The 16319-nt window shown below is 69.5% G+C and carries 17 protein-coding genes and 1 tRNA gene; 13 read left to right on the forward strand and 5 right to left on the reverse strand.

What is annotated here, in order from left to right; genetic code table 11:
* Positions 1-66: 66 nt before the first annotated feature.
* Complete coding sequence (locus J7E91_RS00105; protein ID WP_214897971.1) at positions 67-1674, reverse strand: beta-N-acetylhexosaminidase; 1608 nt, start codon at positions 1672-1674, stop codon at positions 67-69.
* A 240-nt stretch (positions 1675-1914) separates the two neighbouring features.
* On the opposite strand from J7E91_RS00105, the gene J7E91_RS00110 reads away from it, so the two are divergent.
* Together J7E91_RS00110 and glmS are read left to right on the forward strand one after the other, a co-directional pair.
* On the forward strand, positions 1915-2196 hold the full coding sequence (locus tag J7E91_RS00110; protein WP_028811565.1) for a hypothetical protein: 282 nt from the start codon (positions 1915-1917) through the stop codon (positions 2194-2196).
* A gap of 34 nt (positions 2197-2230) precedes the next feature.
* The gene (gene glmS / locus J7E91_RS00115; RefSeq protein ID WP_214897973.1) at positions 2231-4048 is read left to right on the forward strand and encodes a glutamine--fructose-6-phosphate transaminase (isomerizing); all 1818 of its coding nucleotides are present in this window, start codon (positions 2231-2233) and stop codon (positions 4046-4048) included.
* 45 nt (positions 4049-4093) lie between these two features.
* On the opposite strand, the gene J7E91_RS00120 is transcribed toward glmS, so the two are convergent.
* Entirely contained in the window at positions 4094-4615 is a 522-nt protein-coding gene (locus tag J7E91_RS00120) for a universal stress protein (RefSeq protein ID WP_214897975.1), read from the reverse strand.
* A gap of 306 nt (positions 4616-4921) precedes the next feature.
* On the opposite strand from J7E91_RS00120, the gene J7E91_RS35580 reads away from it, so the two are divergent.
* From J7E91_RS35580 to J7E91_RS00140, 4 genes are all read left to right on the forward strand, one after another.
* The gene (locus J7E91_RS35580) at positions 4922-5365 is read left to right on the forward strand and encodes a hypothetical protein (protein ID WP_374224588.1); all 444 of its coding nucleotides are present in this window, start codon (positions 4922-4924) and stop codon (positions 5363-5365) included.
* A 318-nt stretch (positions 5366-5683) separates the two neighbouring features.
* Complete coding sequence (locus J7E91_RS00130; RefSeq protein WP_214897977.1) at positions 5684-6928, forward strand: helix-turn-helix domain-containing protein; 1245 nt, start codon at positions 5684-5686, stop codon at positions 6926-6928.
* Between the two features lie 5 nt (positions 6929-6933).
* Complete coding sequence (orn, locus tag J7E91_RS00135; protein WP_214897979.1) at positions 6934-7542, forward strand: oligoribonuclease; 609 nt, start codon at positions 6934-6936, stop codon at positions 7540-7542.
* A gap of 93 nt (positions 7543-7635) precedes the next feature.
* Positions 7636-7708: transfer RNA gene (locus tag J7E91_RS00140), tRNA-His, on the forward strand.
* A 379-nt stretch (positions 7709-8087) separates the two neighbouring features.
* Here J7E91_RS00140 and J7E91_RS00145 read toward each other — a convergent pair.
* The gene (locus tag J7E91_RS00145; RefSeq protein WP_214897981.1) at positions 8088-8852 is read right to left on the reverse strand and encodes a GntR family transcriptional regulator; all 765 of its coding nucleotides are present in this window, start codon (positions 8850-8852) and stop codon (positions 8088-8090) included.
* Between the two features lie 109 nt (positions 8853-8961).
* Here J7E91_RS00145 and J7E91_RS35590 point away from each other — a divergent pair, with 109 nt between their 5' ends.
* The 4 genes from J7E91_RS35590 (at position 8962) to J7E91_RS00160 (ending at position 10837) form a co-directional block, all read left to right on the forward strand.
* Positions 8962-9216 (forward strand): hypothetical protein, encoded by a 255-nt coding sequence (locus J7E91_RS35590; RefSeq protein WP_251014965.1) that lies wholly within the window; start codon positions 8962-8964, stop codon positions 9214-9216.
* Entirely contained in the window at positions 9203-9358 is a 156-nt protein-coding gene (locus tag J7E91_RS35595; RefSeq protein WP_251014966.1) for a hypothetical protein, read from the forward strand. Before J7E91_RS35590 ends, J7E91_RS35595 begins: the two co-directional genes overlap by 14 nt.
* A 269-nt stretch (positions 9359-9627) precedes the next feature.
* On the forward strand, positions 9628-10107 hold the full coding sequence (locus J7E91_RS00155) for a hypothetical protein (protein ID WP_214897983.1): 480 nt from the start codon (positions 9628-9630) through the stop codon (positions 10105-10107).
* A gap of 67 nt (positions 10108-10174) precedes the next feature.
* Positions 10175-10837, forward strand: a complete 663-nt coding sequence (locus J7E91_RS00160) for a class I SAM-dependent methyltransferase (RefSeq protein WP_308375881.1) — start codon at positions 10175-10177, stop codon at positions 10835-10837.
* Positions 10838-10891: 54 nt separating this feature from the next.
* Here J7E91_RS00160 and J7E91_RS00165 read toward each other — a convergent pair whose 3' ends face one another.
* A complete protein-coding gene (locus J7E91_RS00165) occupies positions 10892-11131 on the reverse strand; it encodes a helix-turn-helix domain-containing protein (RefSeq protein WP_214897986.1) in 240 nt (79 codons plus the stop codon).
* A 485-nt stretch (positions 11132-11616) separates the two neighbouring features.
* A complete protein-coding gene (locus tag J7E91_RS00170; RefSeq protein ID WP_214897993.1) occupies positions 11617-12681 on the reverse strand; it encodes a LacI family DNA-binding transcriptional regulator in 1065 nt (354 codons plus the stop codon).
* 281 nt (positions 12682-12962) lie between these two features.
* Here J7E91_RS00170 and J7E91_RS00175 point away from each other — a divergent pair, with 281 nt between their 5' ends.
* From J7E91_RS00175 to J7E91_RS00185, 3 genes are read left to right on the forward strand one after another with little or no spacing between them, the layout of a single operon-like run.
* The gene (locus J7E91_RS00175) at positions 12963-14297 is read left to right on the forward strand and encodes an extracellular solute-binding protein (protein WP_214897995.1); all 1335 of its coding nucleotides are present in this window, start codon (positions 12963-12965) and stop codon (positions 14295-14297) included.
* A complete protein-coding gene (locus J7E91_RS00180; protein ID WP_214897996.1) occupies positions 14297-15334 on the forward strand; it encodes a carbohydrate ABC transporter permease in 1038 nt (345 codons plus the stop codon). The genes J7E91_RS00175 and J7E91_RS00180 overlap by 1 nt, the downstream gene beginning before the upstream one ends.
* Positions 15335-15375: 41 nt before the next feature.
* Positions 15376-16260, forward strand: coding sequence for a carbohydrate ABC transporter permease (locus J7E91_RS00185; RefSeq protein ID WP_251014975.1), 885 nt, complete (start codon positions 15376-15378; stop codon positions 16258-16260).
* Positions 16261-16319: the final 59 nt, after the last annotated feature.

Genomic DNA, 16319 nt, shown 5'->3' on the forward strand with positions numbered 1-16319 from the left:
GGATGGACGGGCGGGCGCCCGTGTCCAAGGCCCTCACGGACGCCCGCCGCACCATCCGACGACCCGTTACTCCGCCGGCCAGGGCACCTGCGCCGAGCGGTAGTAGTCGATCCCGAGCGCCGACATCCGCGGTCCCTGCGCCGCCAGTCGCACCTTGTACGTGTCCCAGTCGTGCGTGGCCGCGGGTGACCAGCCGAGCTCGGCGATGCCCGGCAGCCTCGGGAACGCCATGAACTCGACCTGGTCACTGGTCCACAGCGTCTCCGACCACAGCGGCGCCTCGACGCCCAGCACGGACTCGGCCGGCGCGCCCTGCAGGTACGTCCCCGGGTTCCAGTCGTACGAGCGCTCCACCTCGACATAGCCCGCCCAGGCGAGCCCCAGCGGGGTGCTCTTGTGGTACTTCATGTCGAGGTACGCCCGGTCGGCCGGTGACAGCACCAGCTTCGTCCCTTTCCTCGCCGCGTCGACGACCTGTGCCTTCTCCGTGTCGGAGGTCTTGTCGAGCCCCCAGTACTGGGCGACGGCGCCCTTGACCGGATTGCCGCCCGTCAGCTGGTGCCAGCCCATCACCGTCTTGCCGTACTTGCCGACGACGGCCTGCGCCTTGTCCATGAAGGCGACGTAGTCCTTGTGCGGTGTCGAGTGCGCCTCGTCGCCGCCGATGTGGATGTACTTGCCGGGCGTCATCGCCGCGATCTCCCGCACCACGTCGTCCACGAACTCGTACGTGATGGCCTTCGCCGCGCAGAGCGAGCTGAAGCCGACGTCCGTGCCCGTGTAGAGGGGCGGTGCGACGCCGTCGCAGTTCAGTTCGGCGTACGAGGCGAGGGCCGCGTTGGTGTGGCCGGGCAGGTCGATCTCGGGGACGACCTCCAGGTGGCGGGAGGCGGCGTACCGCAGGATCTCCCGGTAGTCGGCCTTCGTGTAGTAGCCGCCGGGGCCGCCGCCGACCTGTGTCGAGCCGCCGTACGTCGCCAGCCGCGGCCAGGAGTCGAGGGCGATGCGCCAGCCCTGGTCGTCGGAGAGGTGCAGGTGGAGCTTGTTCACCTTGTAGAGCGCCATCTGGTCGATGTACGTCTTGACCTTGTCGACGCTGAAGAAGTGCCGCGACACGTCGAGCATCGCGCCCCGGTAGCCGTAGCGCGGCGCGTCCTCGATCGTGCCGCCCGCGACCGTCCAGTGCCCCCGCTGCCGGGTGTCCTTCTCCACCGAGGCGGGCAGCAACTGGCGGAGCGTCTGCACGCCGTGGAAGAGCCCCGCGGGCCTGCGGGCGGTGATGGTCACGCCGTGGCGGCCGGACTCCAGCCGGTAGCCCTCGTCGCCGAGCGAGGCGTCCTTCGACCCGAGCCGCAGCCGGATGCCGTCCTTGGCGTCCCGCTCGGTGACGGGCAGTTCGAATCCGGTGGACGGACGCAGTATGTCCGCGAGGTACGAGCCGATCCGCCGTGCCTCCCGCGAGTCGTCGTCCACCCGGATGCGCGTGCGGTCCGTGAGGGCATAAGAAGGCCCGCCCTCGGAGACGGAGGCGGGCGCCGGAATCACTTGGCTCAACGGTCTTGCCCGCTCGGCCGGCTCGGCGGCCGCCGGGGTGGCCGCGACACTCGTCGCGCCGGCGGCGGCAACCAGGAGCAGCGGGGCGAACAGGCGTGGAATCCTTCTGCGTTGACTCACGGGCGGTCCCTTCAGCGGGGCTTCGCGACAGTGGCGTGGTGCAGGCGAACGGTCACCATGGGTATCGCGCGCCCCACTTCAGGGTCAAGGGTGTAGACCACTTATCCACCCTGTGTCGCCGCAGGGACGTTCACAGTCGGCACACGGCCGTGACCTGCCCTTTTCGCTGTGTGACGGAAATCCTGCCCGATTGCGGGCAGATTTCTTGCGTAAGCCCCGGATCCCCCGCAGTATCTACGGGTGCTCGAACGCCGCCCGTCGTCCCCCTACGACGACCTCATCGACCACCTGGTCCGCAGCACCGCGCTCCCGCGCGGTGAGGCCGCCCGGGTGGTGCTCGACGTACTGGCGTACTTCGACGAGACGGCCGAGGACTTCGTGCGCCGCCGGCATCGTGAGCTGCAGTCCGGCGGCCTGGTGAACGCGGAGATCTTCGAGCGGATCGCGGCCGAGATGCCGCACCGCGCCGTGGCGCCGCCCGAGCTGTCGCTCCGGCAGCTGCGCCGCATCGTCTACGGCTGAGCACCTACTCAACGACTCGAGGGATACACACTTTATGTGCGGAATCGTCGGTTATATCGGCAAGCGCGACGTCGCCCCGCTGCTGCTCGAAGGCCTCCAGCGCCTGGAGTACCGCGGCTACGACTCGGCGGGCATCGTGATCACGAGCCCGAAGGCCAGCGGCCTGAAGATGGTCAAGGCGAAGGGCCGCGTCCGCGACCTGGAGGCCAAGGTCCCCAAGCGCTTCGCCGGCACCACCGGCATCGCGCACACCCGCTGGGCCACCCACGGCGCCCCGAGCGACGAGAACGCCCACCCGCACCTCGACTCCGAGGGCAAGGTCGCCGTCGTACACAACGGCATCATCGACAACGCCACCGAGCTGCGCGCCAAGCTGGTCGCCGACGGCATCGAGTTCCTGTCCGAGACCGACACCGAGGTCCTGGTCCACCTCGTCGCGCGCTCGCAGGCCGTGACGCTGGAGGAGAAGGTCCGCGAGGCGCTGCGCCACGTGGAGGGCACGTACGGCGTCGCCGTCATGCACGCCGACTTCTCGGACCGCATCGTCGTCGCCCGCAACGGCTCGCCGGTCGTGCTCGGCATCGGCGAGAAGGAGATGTTCGTCGCCTCCGACATCGCCGCGCTCGTCTCGCACACCCGCCAGATCGTCACCCTCGAAGACGGCGAGATGGCCACCCTCAAGGCCGACGACTTCCGTACGTACACCACCGAGGGCTCCCGTACGACGGCCACGCCGACCACCGTGGAGTGGGAGGCCGAGTCGTACGACATGGGCGGCCACGACACGTACATGCACAAGGAGATCTCCGAGCAGGCCGACGCCGTGGACCGCGTGCTGCGCGGCCGCATCGACGACCGCTTCTCCACCGTGCACCTGGGCGGCCTGAACCTCGACGCCCGCGAGGCGCGCGGCATCCGCCGCGTCAAGATCCTCGGCTGCGGTACGTCGTATCACGCGGGCATGATCGGCGCGCAGCTCATCGAGGAGCTCGCCCGCATCCCCGCCGACGCCGAGCCCGCGTCCGAGTTCCGCTACCGCAACCCGGTGGTGGACCCCGACACCCTCTACGTCGCCGTCTCCCAGTCCGGTGAGACGTACGACGTCCTCGCGGCCGTGCAGGAGCTCAAGCGCAAGGGCGCCCGCGTCCTCGGCGTGGTCAACGTCGTCGGCTCGGCGATCGCCCGCGAGGCCGACGGCGGCATGTACGTGCACGCCGGCCCCGAGGTCTGCGTCGTCTCCACCAAGTGCTTCACCAACACGGTGGTCGCCTTCGCGCTGCTCGCCCTGCACCTGGGCCGCATCCGCGACCTGTCCGTCTCGGACGGCAAGCGCCTGATCGCGGGCCTGCGCAAGCTGCCCGCCCAGATCGCCGCGATCCTGGAGACCGAGGACGAGATCAAGAAGATCGCCGAGCAGTACGCCGGCGCCCAGTCGATGATGTTCATCGGACGCGTGCGCGGCTACCCGGTGGCGCTGGAGGCCTCCCTCAAGCTGAAGGAGATCTCCTACATCCACGCCGAGGCGTACCCCGCCTCCGAGCTCAAGCACGGCCCACTCGCCCTGATCGAGCCCGCGCTGCCGACGGTCGCGATCGTGCCCGACGACGAGCTGCTGGAGAAGAACCGCGCGGCGCTGGAGGAGATCAAGGCGCGCAGCGGCCGGATCCTGGCGGTCGCGCACCGCGAGCAGGAAAAGGCCGACCACACCATTGTGGTGCCGAAGAACGAGACGGAGCTGGACCCCATTCTCATGGGCATTCCGCTGCAACTCCTCGCATACCACACGGCTTTGGCCATGGGTCGCGACATCGACAAGCCGCGTAACCTCGCCAAGTCCGTGACGGTCGAGTAGCAGCCGGAAGCAGGGTCGTCGTGATCCCGTACGTGCCGCGTCGCGTTACGGGATCACGATGACCGGCCGCTGCGCGCGCCGCGCCAGCCGGCCCGCCACCGAGCCGAAGATCCGCCCGACGATCCCGTGTGTCGACCCGACCACGATGGCGTCGGCCGAGTACTCCTGGCCGACCTCCTCCAGCTCGTGGCAGATGTCGCCGCCGCGCTCGACGAGGATCCACGGCACTTCGGCGAGATAGTCCGCGCAGGCCAGCTCGAGGCCGAGCACCTCGGTGCGGTGATCCGGTACGTCCACGAAGACCGGGGGCTCGCAGCCCGCCCAGACCGTGGTCGGCAGCCGGTTGGCGACATGGACGATGATCAGGCCGGAGCCCGACCGCACCGCCATGCCGATGGCATAGGAAAGCGCCCGCTCACTGGAGGTCGAGCCGTCGAAGCCGACGACGACGCCGTGCTGGAAGGCGGGATCGCACGAGTGGCGTGTTTGTTCCACCGCCCGGAGGTCGTCCAGAGGATCGACGACCTGCTTGCGGTCCGCGGGTTCGGGGGATTCGTGACCGGCCATGGGTGTCTCGGCGAAGAGGTCCTCTTGGGAGGGGTCGCTTTTATTGAGGGAAGGAGCGGCAAAGGGCGGTGGAGCCGTGTCCGGGAATCATCTTCCCAACCCCATACCCCCAAGGGTACGGCGACACTCCTCTGCTGCCCAGAGCCCGCCGTCCCTCACACGGCGTTGCAGGGAGCATGCACGAGCCGGGCCCGTAAGGCAATGCCGGTTGCCCCTTACAGGCGTCTCGGCAGGCGGTCACCGAGTGACCCCACGGCCCCGCCGCCCGTTAGCCACGCGCCCACCCGCGTACCGAGGGAGCGCGCCGTGACCGGCCCTTCGACCACCCCCGACCCAGCCCCCGGCCCCGGCCCGGCACCCACCGCCGGCGTCCCGGCGGGGCGCGGCCGCCGCCGGGCGCCCGTGCCGCCGGCCGGGCAGCCGCATCCGGCCGACACGGTCGGTGATGTGGTTCGCTGGGCCGCGTTCAGCTGCGCCCTCGTCCCCGTGGTGCTCGTCCTGTACGGCACGTCCTTCGGCGGGGCCGCCGCGGCCGCGCTGGGGCTCGCCACCGTGACCGCCGTCTGCCGGGTGCTGCTGCGCCGGTCCGAGCGCGCGGCGGCCGAGGCGGCGGCAGCCGCACACACCGGGGCACGGAGGAAGACCACGGGGGCGCACCGGGGCGGGCGCCATGCCGGAGGGAAGCGCGCCGGGGGAATGACGGCCCCGCACACACGAGCCCGTACCTTTTCAGCCAACTTCTGGCTGTGACCCACCCCTTGGCGGAATGGCCTCCCAACCCCCGTTCCACCAGGCATGAAAGGACCGTCTCCGGCCAATGCACCCTACGGGGACGGGCCATGAGCGGGACGCGCACTTCCCAGCGAGGCCCTTGAGTGGAACGCTTCGTGATCGAATGCTTCGCGCCAAGTGGCCTTGTCGACATAGTGCCGAATGCCGAAGTTGTCACGCCGGCACCACGGAACGCAGTAGATTCGATCATGGGTATATACGGCGGGGGAATCATGCAGGACCGAGGGGAAACGTGCAGGACCGAGAGGACGCGAACACCAAGGGGGGCTTAGCGTCATGAGCCAGGACTCCACTGCCCTACCGGAGGCCGCACGGAAGCTCTCCGGACGCCGCCGCCGGGAGATCGTCGCAGTACTGCTCTTCAGTGGTGGCCCCATCTTCGAGAGCTCCATCCCGCTCTCTGTGTTCGGCATTGACCGGCAGGACGCAGGAGTGCCCCGCTACCGGCTACTGGTGTGCGCGGGCGAGGACGGACCGCTGCGCACCACGGGAGGGCTCGAACTGACCGCCCCCTACGGCCTGGAGGCGATGAGCAGAGCGGGCACCGTCGTCGTACCGGCGTGGCGGTCCATCACCTCGCCGCCACCGGCGGAAGCGCTCGACGCCCTGCGCCGCGCCCACGAGGAGGGCGCCCGCATCGTCGGGCTGTGCACCGGCGCCTTCGTGCTGGCGGCGGCGGGGCTGCTCGACGGCCGCCCGGCCACCACACACTGGATGTACGCGCCGACGCTGGCCAAGCGCTACCCGTCGGTGCACGTCGATCCGCGTGAGCTCTTCGTCGACGACGGCGACGTCCTCACGTCGGCCGGCACTGCGGCCGGAATCGACCTGTGCCTGCACATCGTGCGTACGGACCACGGCACCGAGGCCGCCGGGGCGCTGGCCCGCAGGCTCGTCGTACCGCCGCGCCGCAGCGGCGGGCAGGAGCGCTATCTCGACAGGTCTTTACCGGAGGAGATCGGCGCCGACCCGCTCGCCGAGGTCGTCGCCTGGGCGCTGGAGCATCTCCACGAGCAGTTCGACGTGGAGACGCTGGCCGCGCGCGCCTATATGAGCCGCCGCACCTTCGACCGGCGTTTTCGTTCGCTCACCGGGAGCGCTCCCCTGCAGTGGCTGATCACGCAGCGGGTGCTCCAGGCGCAGCGTCTGCTGGAGACGTCCGACTACTCGGTCGACGAGGTCGCGGGCCGCTGCGGCTTCCGCTCGCCGGTCGCGCTGCGCGGACATTTCCGGCGCCAGCTGGGCTCGTCCCCGGCCGCCTACCGGGCCGCGTACCGGGCCCGGCGGCCGCAGAGCGAGATCCACTCGGGCCCGTCAGGGCTGTCCGGGGCCGCCCAGGCCCCGGACAGTCCGGTGCCGCAGCAGGCGAGGCGTACGGCGGCCGCGAGTACGTCGGCGGGCCCCACGGCGACCACGTCCGCGACCCCACCGGCGGGCCAGGAGCCGGGCAAGCCCAGCTCCGATGTGTACGCCCCCGGCCGCCCGACGCTCCCCGGCCAGCGGGAACGCCCCGTAGGGTGAGACACATGAACGATCGCATGGTGTGGATCGACTGCGAGATGACCGGGCTCTCGCTGACGGACGACGCACTCATTGAGGTGGCCGCACTGGTCACCGACTCGGAGCTCAACGTGCTCGGCGAAGGGGTGGACATCGTGATTCGCCCGCCGGACGCGGCCCTGGAGACCATGCCCGAGGTGGTGCGGCAGATGCACACCGCCTCGGGCCTGCTCGACGAGCTGGCGGGCGGAACGACGCTGGCCGACGCCGAGGAGCAGGTCCTGGCGTACGTACGCGAACACGTGAAGGAGCCCGGCAGGGCCCCGCTGTGCGGAAACTCGGTCGGTACCGACCGCGGCTTCCTCCTGCGTGACATGTCGACGCTGGAGGCCTACCTCCACTACCGGATCGTGGACGTCTCGTCGATCAAGGAGCTGGCCCGCCGCTGGTTCCCGCGCGCGTACTTCAACAGCCCGGAGAAGAACGGCAACCACCGGGCGCTCGCCGACATCCGCGACTCCATCGCGGAGCTGCGCTACTACCGGGAGGCCGTCTTCGTGCCGCAGCCCGGCCCCGACTCCGAAACGGCGAAGAAAATCGCCGCGAAGTACGTCCTGCCTGCGGAACACGCGTAATCAGCACCCGGTGAGGCCCGGTTAAACCTGGGCGCGAGCACCCTCTGGGACCCTGTACACTTTTTCTCAGCCGGTCGGAAACGACCGGCCACGGTGGGTGTAGCTCAGTTGGTAGAGCACCTGGTTGTGGTCCAGGTGGCCGCGGGTTCAAGTCCCGTCACTCACCCTGATCGAAGAAGCCCCGGCCTGTGAGAACAGGCCGGGGCTTCTTCGTGCCCGAAAGTCGGGCCAAACATTGGCCTAACGCCCTGCCGCGCGTCGGCCGCGATCGTCCGCGCTCACGGCTGGGGCAAGGACGGCGACACCAGCGTGATCGGCCACTCCGAGTGGCAGCCCGGAAAGATCGACCCGCGCGGGACCCCCAGCTATGACCCCGACGCGCGGGTCTGCCGCCGCGACGGGGCCCCGCCGCCGGACGATCCCGACCCGCCTGCGCAGAGTCCGAGTCTGCTGGGGCTGCCGGCCGACCGCCGCCAGTACCCATGAACCGACGCCCCCTGTTCTCCCTTCGGGGAGGGCGGGGGGGCGCTTTCATGCGTCCGGGATCAGTCGTCGCGCTGCTCGATGCCGATCTCGTAGGCAATCTCCCACCGCACGTCCGCAACGGTGATGTCTGCCGTCTCTACGGGGCGGCCGTCGCGGTCGTAGTACGTGCGCTCAATCTCGGTGATCAGGTCACCGACGGAGATGCCCAGTAGGTTCGCCTGTTCCTGTGTCGCGCGGGCGGGGCGCGGCACTTCGACGGCGGTCTCGATGATGACGCCGATGGACCGCATGCGCTCGACGACCCCGGCCCCGGCGTGCGGGCCCATCTCGGGCAGCACGATCGGGGTGCCGTCGGTGATGGCCATCGGCTCCCATGACTCGGAGAGTTGGACCGGCATGCCGTCGGCGAGGAACTCGTAGCTGGTGTGCACGCAGAGGTCACCGGGTTCGATGGCGAGGCGCTCCGCGATGTGGTCGGGCGCCGGGGTCCGTGCCGTACTGCGGGACTCCCATGTGCCGGCGCGTCCGTGCTCGCGCATGTCTGCGCGGAAGGGGCTGCCGCCGCGGCGTTCGCGGTGGCGGGAGCGGACCATGCGCATGCGTTCGCGCGGGCGGCGGACGTAGGTGCCGGATCCGGCCCGGCCTTCGAGGAGCCCTTCAATGATGAGCCGCTCCATGGCGCGCTGGGCTACTGACTGGCCGACGTTGTACTCAGCGGCGAAGCGGGCGCGGCTGGGCAGCTTGTCGCCAACCGCCCATTCACCTGCCTGGATACGGGCGCGCAGGGCGTCGGCCACCTGGAGGTAAGGCGTTTCGCGTGGCATATGCGCAGCTCCGAGGTCGTGCAGTCGACGTTGACAAAGCTAACCCATCAGGTCGAAGCTGAATACTCAGCCTCACGAAAAGTGACGGACTGATCACCAGGGGAGAGCTGTGCCCACGATCGCGACTCGGACCGCCGCACTCGTCGGAATGCTCACTGCCGCTACCGGCGCCGAGCCGACCGTCGACGACGCACCGCAGCACGTACGGATCGAGGCCGACCTCCCCGACAACCTCGGCCCCGCAAAACGTCACGCCGTCCTCGCCGCGCTCGACCGCGCCGACCGGTACGGACACGACCGGACCGAGGACCGCACCACCGTATGGGCCGAACTCGACAAGGGGACATCGCATGAACGCGGCTGAGGAACGCGAACGCGGAAACCGCCCGCCCGGAGAGACCGAGTACCGGGCCCTGCTCGCCCACACCGCCGACTGCCCGACCTGCCTTGACGGGTGCCCGACCGGCGACCGGCTGCGGCAGGCAGAGCGCGAGGCACGCCGATGACGCAGTGCCCCAAGGGTGACCACGAGTTCCCTGTCGAGGACGAGACGGGCGCCTACTGCGCAGAGGACGGGGTGACCCTGCTCTGGCGCGGCGAGCCCATCACCCCTGAGGACGTGGCGCCCGAACCCCTCAGGCCGCGCGCAGGCTTCTGCCACCAAGCCCTGCCACCGAGTGCACCGCCTGCGCTCGGCCAACACCCCCACTGACTCCCGTCCGCAACCGCGAACGGGCTCAGCCCCGCCAAGGGGCACCGTCCACAGGAGGAAGCAATGACCATCGCGTTAGACCGTCCCCTGGGCACCACCGACCCGGCCAACCTGGTCCCGGCCGAGACGATGCAGCGGCTGACCGCCCGCATCGTCAAGGACCACCCGGACGTCGACGGTGCCCTCGCGCGCCGCATCGTCGCCCAGGCCGCCGCATTCCTCGCCGCCAGCGGCCAGCACCCCGGCGCCGACCTGGCACCGAGCAAGCTGGTCGACATCGGCTGGCACACCTTCATCCTCCACACCGTCGACTACGCGCTCTTCTGCCAGCAGGTCGCCGGGCGCTTCATCCACCACGTCCCCACCGACGACGGCAACCAGATCAGCGGCGGACACAAGGCGGCACGCGAGCGCACCCTCGCCGCCATCACGAGCGCGGGTTTCTCAATCGACACCGAGCTGTGGCCCGAAGCCGCCAAGATGGGCGAGTGCTCCCAGTGCCATGCTGGGTGCACCGACAGCCCGAACGGCGGCAAGAAGTAGTAGCGTCAGCCAGCCGCCAGCCGTCCGGCACACCGCCGGGCGGCTGGCCCTGCGAACGGAGCAGCACGTGACGAACACCGCCGCGTGGGACACCTACTCGAAGCAAAAGCCCGAACGGCGTCCCACCAATGCCGTCGGCCAGACGACCTGGTTCAACTGGACCCAGTACGCCGACCACGGGCCCGGCGCGGACCTCCTCGGCATCACGCCCGGCGCCAGCGTGCTGGACCTCGGCTGCGGCAAGGGCGGCAACCTTGCCCACGTCGCCACCTTGGGGGCCCGCGCCGTCGGCGTCGATGTATCCCTCGCCCAGATGAAGGCCGCCGAGGCGCGATGGGCGGATGCCGGCCTGGTGCTGCACCGCATGGACGCGGTCCGGTTCCTTGAGGAGACGGGCGAGTACTTCGACGCCGTCTACTCGGTGTTCGGCGCGGTCTGGTTCACCGACCCTGAGCAACTGCTACCGGTCATCCGGAAGCGGCTGAAGCCTGGCGGGGTTCTCGCGTTCTCGCAGCGCCCCGCAATCGAGGGCTGCTACGGCTGCCAGGCTTCGTACATCAACCGGTCCGAGGACGAGGACCCGCTGGTCGTGAAGCGCTGGGACTACGAGCCCGACCGCTGGGTGGGCATCCTGCGGGAGCACGGCTTCGCCTCGCCGACGGCCCGCGTAGTGCCCGCACCCCCAGGGCCACGCAAGGTCGGCACCCTCATCGTCCGCGCCAGCACCTGACCCCTCTCTCAGCCACGGCCGTCTGCTTCGCCCGAGGCGGCCGGCCAGGGCTCTTCACTGCCTGACGAGGTCCGCGAGCGGGACGCCGATCGCGTCGGCGATGAGGATCAGGGTGTCGATCAGCGCGGCGGAGTGGCCCTGCTCGATGCGGTTGTACGTCGCCCGGTCCATCCCGGCCCGCTCGGCCACGGCCTCCTGCGTCAGGTTTGCGCGGAGGCGGGAGGCGCGGATCTGATCCCCGATGGCCCGGCGGCGGACAAGTACCCAGTCGGGCGGAGGAGCAGAGCGCGGCACCCATCCACGCTCACGGCTTCAAGATCGAAAATCTGTAGGGCAAAACCTACATTGTGTGACCATGGAAAAGCGGGGTACTGACGTGGGACCCCCCGCTCCACATCCGACCCTCCCTCGCACTTGCCCCCAGGCTGCGGCGGAGTGGTCGCTACGCCCCCGACTCATTTGGTCGGGGGCGTAGTTGTGTACCGAGCTGCGGATGAGGCGCTTTGCACTCACCCCGCCCAGACACCAGGGAAGATCGCTGGGGGCGTTTGGCCATGGCCAAACCGAGGCTCTCCGAGGCTCATTCAGCGTCATCGAGCGTCACCGAAAGAACACTTTTTCGCCCCATTTGCAGCATCGTCGCAGGTCACAGATGGGTTAAAAATCTGGTTCAAGTCCCGTCACTCACCCTGATCGAAGAAGCCCCGGCCTGTGAGAACAGGTCGGGGCTTCTTCGCGTCCCGGGCCTGGGAACGCCGCGGGAACACAGCCGGTGGTCGTCAGGACGAAGCGCGGGGCACCAGCTCCGTCGGCAGTACGATCTGGCGGCCCTCGGCGCCACGGGTGGCCGCCGGGCGGCGGTCCGCGATCTCGGCGAGCAGGACCCGGGTCATCTCCCGGCCCATCTCTTCGATGGGCCAGTGGACGCTGGTCAGGGGCGGGTCCATCCGGTGGGCGATGGCCGAGTCGTCGAAGCCGACCAGTGCCACGTCGCCCGGGACCGTGCGGCCCCGCTCGCGCAGCACCTGGCGGGCTCCCACCGCCATCACGTCGGAGGCCACGAAGACCGCGTCCAGCCGCGGGCGGCGCTCCAGCAGTTCGGTCATGGCACGGCGGCCGCCCTCCTCCGTGAAGTCGGCGGGGGCCACCAGCCCCTCGTCGGCATCGAGGCCGGCCGCGGCCAGTGCCTGCCGGTAGCCGTCGAGGCGGCACTGCGCGCCGTACACGTCGAGCAGGCCCGTGATGGTGGCTATGGTGCGCCGGCCCCGGGCTATGAGGTGGGAGACGGCGCTGCGCGCGCCTGCCACGTTGTCCGCGTCGACCCAGGCGAGCGGCTCGTTTTCGGAGCGGCGGCCGCTGAGGACGACCGGGATGCCCAGCTGGGCCAGCAGCTCGGGCAGCGGGTCGCCGGCGTGCACGGAGACGAGCAGGACGCCGTCCACGCGGTTGCCCGCGAGGTAGCGGGCGAGGCGGCTTCGCTCGCGGTCGTTGCCGACGATGGTGAGCAGCAGCTGCATCTCGGTGGTGTCGAGGGCGGCGCCGACGCCGCGCACGATGTCGGAGAAGTACGGCTCGGCGAAGAAGCGGGACTCGACCTCGGGGACGACGAGCGCGATGGCGTCCGTGCGGTTGGCGGCGAGGGCGCGGGCCGCGCGGTTCGGTACGTACCCCAGCTCGTCCACGGCGGCCTCGACGGCGGCGCGGGTCTCCTCGCTGACCCGCGGGGAACCGTTGACCACCCGTGAGACGGTGCCCCGGCCGACGCCGGCGCGTGCCGCCACTTCTTCAAGGGTCGGCCGCCCGCCGCTCCGGCTCCCATGCCCCCGGATTCCACGAGTCACCATGTCCGACCTCCCCTTACTGTGCCCCGTCCGGTCGCCGTCCGGTGGCAGTCCGGCGCTGCGCAATATCTCATAACGGTCTCGGGCAGGAAATCCCGCCGTCCGGCGCCTTGACACTCCCGCAAGGAGCCGCGAACCTTCAACACATCACACATGGGAGCGCTCCCACAGTACCTGACTCATACACAACCCGCACGTTCCCCGCCCGGGCCGCAGCAGCAACTCAGGTGTGTACCAACACAGTTGGCCGGGGGGTCGGCACGTCAGGGCACAAGGAGGACGCAATGCGCACCAGCACCCGAACGCGTCGCAGGGCGGTGGTCGTCACCGCCGTGGTCGCACTCGGCGCGGGCCTGCTCGGCGGCTGTGCCGAGGACAGCGACGAGGGGACCGGCGGCTCCGGCGGCAGCAAGAAGGACGCCAAGGGCAAGACCGTCATCGAGATCGGCATTTTCGGCGTCTTCGGCTACAAGCAGGCCGGGCTCTACGACGAGTACATGAAGCTGCACCCGGACATCGTCATCAAGGAGGACGTGACCGAGCGCAACGACACGTACTACCCGGAACTGCTGACGCACCTCGCGGCCAACAGCGGCCTCCAGGACATCCAGGCCATAGAGGTCGGGAACATCAACGAGATCGTCACCACGCAGGCCGACAAGTTCGAGGACCTGTCGAAGGCGCCCGGCGTCGACAAGTCGAAATGGCTGGACTGGAAGTGGGCGCAGGGGTCCACCAAGGACGGGCGGACCGTCGCGCTCGGCACGGACATCGGGCCGATGGGCATGTGTTACCGCAAGGACCTGTTCGAGAAGGCCGGGCTGCCGACCGACCGCGAGGCGGTGAGCAAGCTGTGGGCGGGCGACTGGCAGAAGTACGTCGACGCGGGCGAGGAGTACAAGAAAAGGGGGCCCAGGGGGACGGCCTTCACCGACTCGGCCGCCGGTCTCTTCGCCGCCGTCAACAACGGTTACGCGGAGCGGTTCTACGACGCCGAGGGCAAGCTGATCTACAAGGACAGCCCGGCGGTCAAGACGGCCTGGGACCTGGCGATGCAGGCCGCCGAGGGCGGACTGACCGGCAAGCTCAAGCAGTTCGACAAGGCCTGGGACCAGGCGTACGCCAACGGCACCTTCGCCACCGTCTCCTGTCCGCCGTGGATGCTCGGCTACATCAAGGAGAAGGCGGGCAAGGCCGGCGAGGACAAGTGGGACATGGCGGCGGCCCCGAAGCCCGCGAACTGGGGCGGCTCGTTCATCGGCGTACCGAAGGCCGGCAAGAACAAGGCTGAGGCGATCAAGCTCGCGGCCTGGCTGACCGCACCCGAACAGCAGGCGAAGCTCTTCGACAAGCAGGCGAGCTTCCCGTCCACCCCGTCGGCGTACGAGATGGACGTGGTCTCGTCCGCCAAGAACCCGTACTTCGGCGACGCCCCGACCGGGCAGCTCTTCGCCGACGCGGCCAAGGGCATCCCGACGCTGGTGATCGGCCCGAAGGACCAGCAGATCGGCACCGCTTTCGGTGACGTCGGCATCCTCCAGGTGGAGCAGCAGGGCAAGAGCCCGCAGGAGGGCTGGAAGGCGGCCCTGAAGGAGATCGACAACGCGGTGGACGGCTGATGCGTCCGTACACCGACCAGTCCGGCCCGGCTGCGTCCCCCTCCTCGGGGGACGCGGTCCCGGCCCCGGACCGCCGGGAGACGGCGGCAGCGGCGGCCGAGCGGTCGCGGGGCACCGACCGCCGCCGGGTGTGGCGCAGCAGGCGCTACCGCTGGGACACGAAGTACAGCCCGTACGCCTTCGTCGCACCCTTCTTCGTCTTCTTCGCGGCCTTCGGGGTGTTCCCCCTCCTCTACACGGGCTGGTCGTCGCTGCACCGTGTGTCGCTGTCCGCGCCGAACGACATGGAGTGGGTGGGGCTGCACAACTACACGCGGCTCCTGGGGGACGAGTTCTTCTGGAACGCGCTGCGCAACACCTTCACCATCGGGATCATCTCGACGGTGCCGCAGCTGCTCATGGCGCTGGGCATCGCGCATCTGCTCAACTACCGGCTGCGCGCCTCGGGTTTCTTCCGGGTCGCGATCCTCACGCCGTACGCCACGTCGGTGGCGGCGGCGACGCTCGTCTTCGTGCTCCTCTTCGGGCGCGACTACGGGATGATCAACTGGGCGCTGGACGCGGTGGGGTTCGGGAAGGTCGACTGGCAGAGCGGGACCTTGTCGTCGCAGGTCGCGGTGTCGACGATCGTGATCTGGCGGTGGACCGGGTACAACGCGCTGATCTATCTGGCCGCGATGCAGGCCGTGCCGAACGATCTGTACGAGTCGGCGGCGCTGGATGGGGCGACCAGATGGCAGCAGTTCGTCCACGTCACCATTCCCTCGCTGCGGCCGACGATCCTCTTCACGGTCGTGGTCTCGACGATCGGCGCGACCCAGTTGTTCGGTGAGCCGCTGCTGTTCGGCGGGGCGGGCGGGCAGAAGGGCGGGGCGTCGCACCAGTTCCAGACGCTCGGGCTCTATCTGTACGAACAGGGCTGGTTCAACTTCCACCTCGGGCGGGCCTCCGCGATCGCCTGGGCGATGTTCCTGGTTCTGCTGATCGTGGCGGGGGTCCACCTGCTGATCGCGCGCCGCCTGAGGAAGAGCCAATGAAGGCGAAGAAGGCGAAGAAGCCAATGCAACCGACGCAACCCATGCAACCCATGCGGCAAGTGCAGCCGGCGAAGCCGATGAAGCCGGCACTGCGCCCGCGCGCCGGGCGCCATCTGCACGGCGGCCCCCTGACCTACGCCGTACTGATCATCTTCACCGTCGGCTCGCTCTTCCCGCTCGTGTGGACGGCGATCGCGGCTTCCCGCAACAACACCCGGCTGTCCCAGACGCCACCGCCGTTCTGGTTCGGCGGCAACCTCTTCAAGAACCTCGAAACGGCGTGGACCGACGCCAACATGGGGCTGGCCCTGCTCAACACGGCGGTGGTGGCGGGGACCATCGCACTGGGTACGGTGCTCTTCTCGACCCTCGCCGGCTTCGCCTTCGCCAAGCTGCGCTTCCGCTTCAAGAACCTGCTGATGCTGCTGGTCGTCGCCACGATGATGGTGCCGCCGCAGCTCAGCGTCGTACCCCTGTTCATGACGGTCGCCGAGCTGCAGTGGACCGACCAGCTCCAGGCCGTCATCCTGCCGACTCTCGTCAGCGCCTTCGGGGTCTTCTTCATGCGCCAGTACCTGGTGCAGGCGCTGCCCAGCGAACTGGTCGAGGCGGCACGGGTGGACGGCGCGAGCAGCCTGCGGATCATCTGGCACATCGTCTTCCCCGCCGCCAGGCCGGCGATGGCGGTGCTGGGCATGCTCACCTTCGTGGCCGCGTGGAACGACTTCTTCTGGCCGGTCATCGCGCTGACGCAGGACAACCCCACCGTTCAGGTGGCGCTCGCCAACCTCGGCCAGGGCTTCGTACCCGACCAGTCGGTCATCATGGCCGGCGCTCTGCTGGGAACGCTGCCACTGCTGCTGGCCTTCGTGCTCTTCGGGAAGCAGATCGTGGGCGGGATCATGCAGGGCGCGGTCAAGGGCTGACGACTTTTCACCCCCTTTCTTCTCTCCCATCTCCCATCCCCCCTCTCCTACCACCAGGA

The sequence above is a fragment of the Streptomyces sp. ISL-99 genome (assembly GCF_018614005.1).
GTDB classification, from domain to species: Bacteria; Actinomycetota; Actinomycetes; order Streptomycetales; family Streptomycetaceae; genus Streptomyces; species Streptomyces flavidovirens.